The sequence below is a fragment of the Anaeromonas gelatinilytica genome (assembly GCF_016820635.1).
Taxonomy (GTDB): domain Bacteria; phylum Bacillota; class Clostridia; order Tissierellales; family SIT17; genus Anaeromonas; species Anaeromonas gelatinilytica.
On the sequence record NZ_WSFU01000123.1, the window covers coordinates 1 to 3,810 of the forward strand.

The 3,810-nt window shown below is 26.0% G+C and carries 3 protein-coding genes; 1 reads left to right on the top strand and 2 read right to left on the bottom strand.

Annotated elements, in window-relative coordinates:
• Nucleotides 1-451 precede the first annotated feature (451 nt).
• A complete protein-coding gene (locus GOQ29_RS10945) occupies nt 452-1,177 on the top strand; it encodes a hypothetical protein (RefSeq protein WP_203372696.1) in 726 nt (241 codons plus the stop codon).
• Between the two features lie 25 nt (nt 1,178-1,202).
• On the opposite strand, the gene GOQ29_RS10950 is transcribed toward GOQ29_RS10945, so the two are convergent.
• Together GOQ29_RS10950 and GOQ29_RS10955 are read right to left on the bottom strand one after the other, a co-directional pair.
• Nucleotides 1,203-2,900: a phospho-sugar mutase gene (locus GOQ29_RS10950; protein ID WP_203372697.1), complete on the bottom strand. Its 1,698-nt coding sequence runs from the start codon at nt 2,898-2,900 to the stop codon at nt 1,203-1,205.
• A 69-nt stretch (nt 2,901-2,969) separates the two neighbouring features.
• A complete protein-coding gene (locus GOQ29_RS10955) occupies nt 2,970-3,719 on the bottom strand; it encodes a hypothetical protein (protein ID WP_203372698.1) in 750 nt (249 codons plus the stop codon).
• Nucleotides 3,720-3,810 lie beyond the last annotated feature (91 nt).

Below are 3,810 nucleotides of genomic sequence, written 5' to 3' on the forward strand. Positions count from 1 at the left end.
TTTTGATAGAGAAGCCTTTAGTAGTTTAGAACCCCATTCCTTCAGGTGTGGGAGCAGTCAGTTCTAAAATACGCTTATTTTCTTCATGTTAAAACTCCCCTTTTCTTCTGAAACACTCTTATAATAAGTCTATTATAATCATATCTTTATATGAAATAGATTTTAAGTGACCTCCATAGGTTTTATGCTAGGCATCAGCTACATTAATATGTACTTGATTCAACTTCTCTCTCAATTTTTCTACTTCTTGTTTTAAAAAAATTTTCTTAGATAATACAGCAGCCATACAATCACCATCCTTAGTATTTTAATAACTAACTAATGAATTGGTATATTTATACCCAATTAATAATAAATATAAATTTTTTGCCATCTATAAGTTTATCCAATCTATCTTGTGTATAAATTTATTATTTATGATAATAATAGCTAAAAGAAAGGTGGAATACACATGTCATTTAAAAGAATTATTTATAGTATCATAGTAATTATAATTACAATATTTTCTGTCTCAATCATATTAGAATTTCATATCAACACATCAAAAATAAATGTATCATATTATACTGAAAATAATCTGAAAAATAATATTGAAACATACATAGATACTATATCTAGAGGAACTAATTCCACTGAAAAGGAATTAGAAAAGCCTATAATTCCTGATAAAAAAGATACTCAAGAAAAACCTAAAGAAAACACAAGAGAAGAAAATATGGAAAAGGAAAATTCTACTGAAAAAGATATTCTAGGAAAATCAATAAATGAAAAAAATGTTCCTCAAAACTTAATAAATAAAAAAAATGAAATATTTTCAAGTTTAGAATATGATAAGGAATATGATAAAAAAACTCAAGATTTTCTTATACACCAATTAGAAGAAGATATTCGAAAATCAAAATTAAATCAATTTCATAATAGATTATCTCAAGAAAAAACTATTGAAGATATTAATATAAGTAAAATAAAAAATAAACTTTCTTCCAAAGACAAAAATGAACTACAAAGAATAATAGACGAATTAGGTTCAATAAATAGTCTAAAATTAATGAAAATAATAAAAGACGGTATGAGTCCTGAAGAACAACAAGATATGCAAAATTTACTAAAAAATAAATTAACAGAAGAAGATATAATATTATTAAATGATATATTAGGTAAATATATTGACGAATAAAAACGGGGGTTAAAAACCCCCACTTTTATTTAACCATATTTTTTATATCTCCCAATATATTTTCTTCCATAGATTTAAGTTTAAATTCTACATCTTCATTATCTTTTCCATTTGCTGAAAAATATATCTTTAGTTTTGATTCTGTCCCAGAAGGTCTTAATGTAAACCAACTATCATCATCTAATACGAACTTAAGTACATTTGAAATTGGAAGTTGAATCCTTTCTTCTTTATTATTTAAAACATCAATAGATTTACTATTCTTATAATCACTAACTTTAATTACTTTTTTTCCACCTATATTATTAGGATAATTTTCTCTATAATTATCCATTACTTTTTTGATCTTGTCATTACCTGCAATTCCTTCAAGTTTTATAGAATGTAATGACTCTTTAAAGTATCCATATCTATCATATAAATCCATTAAAGCATCATATAAATTCATACCTTGCTTCTTATAAAAAGCTGCCATCTCTACTATAAGCATAGATGCTACTACTGCATCTTTATCCCTAGCATAGGTTCCCTTTAAATAGCCATAACTTTCTTCATACCCAAATACAAATTCCTTATTGTTATTCTTCTCAAATTCACCTATTTTCTCACCAATAAATTTAAATCCGGTTAATGTATCCAATACCTCTAATCCATGCTTTTCAGCTATTACTCTACCTAACTCACTTGTAACTATTGTCTTGATTACCACACCATTCTCTGATAATTTACTATTTTTAACTATATAATCTAACAATAAAACTCCTGTTTGATTTCCATTTAAAACTGTATATTTTCCTTCATTATTCTTAACAACAGCTCCCACTCTATCACAATCTGGATCTGTTCCTAATAACAAATCAGCATTAATCTTTTCTCCTATATTTCTAGCTATCTCAAAAACCTTTGGATCTTCTGGATTTGGATACTCTACTGTAGAAAAATCAGCATCTGGATTTTCTTGATCTTTCACTACATGAAAATTTGTATATCCTAACTCTTTTAAAACTCTTCTAATTGGAATATTCCCAGTACCATGAATAGGAGTATATACAACTTTTATCTGTTTATCTACATCATTTCTGACTCTTTCTTTTTTCACTTTACTAATATATTTATCATCAATTTCTTTCCCTATAATCTGAAGTAATCCTTTAGTTTTAGCTTCTTTTTCATCCATCAATTCTATCCCCTCAAAGCTATCAATATTTCTAATATACGAAATAAGTTTGTTAGCTAGAGAAGGAACTAATTGACATCCATCATCTCCATATACCTTATATCCATTATATTCTGGTGGATTATGACTAGCAGTTATCACTATACCACCTGCTGCATTTAAATATCTTACAGCATAAGATAATTCTGGTGTAGGCCTCAAACTTTCAAATAAATAAGCCTTTATTCTTTCTTGTGCTAACACTAATGCTGCAGTTTTAGCAAATTCTTTGGATTTGCGTCTACTATCATAAGCTATAACTATTCCTTTTTCTTTATCGCCTTTATTTATTATATATTTAGCAAATCCTAAAGTAGATTTAGCTATAGTATATTTATTGATTCTATTAGTTCCAGCTCCTATTTTCCCCCTAAGACCTCCTGTCCCAAACTCTAATTCCTTATAAAACCTATCCTCTATTTCCTTAAGATTATTATGTATTCTTCTTAACTCATCTTTAATATCTTGGTCAAATTTCCCTTTAAGCCATTGATTATACTTGTCCATATACTCCACTTAACTCACCTCAATCAAAATTTTTACGATAAACTAAAGGGATGATATCATCCCTTTAGTTTATAATACGCTTTTATTTATAATGTCTTTTCTAATATTTTTTATTCTATCATATATTTCTTTCTTTTTCTTAGTATTTCTTATTCTTATGATAATTGGTATATCCATAATCTTATCACACATAGAATTAAGTATATTTTGGAAAACAAAATAATCCATATCAAAAGTAATATTAATTACTTCTATATAATTAATTATTTTCTCTAATTCTTGTTCAAAATTCATTCCATTATTGATAATATATTTATAAAATTTATTTATATTTAATGCTATTCTTATACTAGTTTTACTTATTATATCTATAAGTCTAAATCCATCTCCAAATAAGTTATAATCCTCTAACAATATTACAATAGGTATATCATATTTATGAGATAAATCATTTAAATCATAAATAGTATCAAATATCAATGATTTATCTATATTTTCATTTATATCTGGGGCTAAATTAACCACTACATGCTCTGTAGGTAAACTTTTAGCCATTTTTAAATTTACTTCTAATATCTCCATTGTAGCATCCCTTAATCTTTTTATAGAACTTAAGTAGAACACCATATTAGGGTCATTTTGATTAAATACTGGAGATATGTAACTTATTTTAATAGGATGTTTCTTTGAAAGATTAAATAAAGAAGTTATATTCTTAGCATCAGAAAATTTATTAGATAATTGTATCCAATTTATATTATTATTAATTATAAAATCTAAATCTATATTATCAACAGAAATACCCAAGTGTCTATTCATGGTTATCCCCCTTACAATCATTTCCTATTAGCTCATTGCAAAACTCTACAACTCGCATAAATACTACATTTTAATCTATTGAAATGGATAA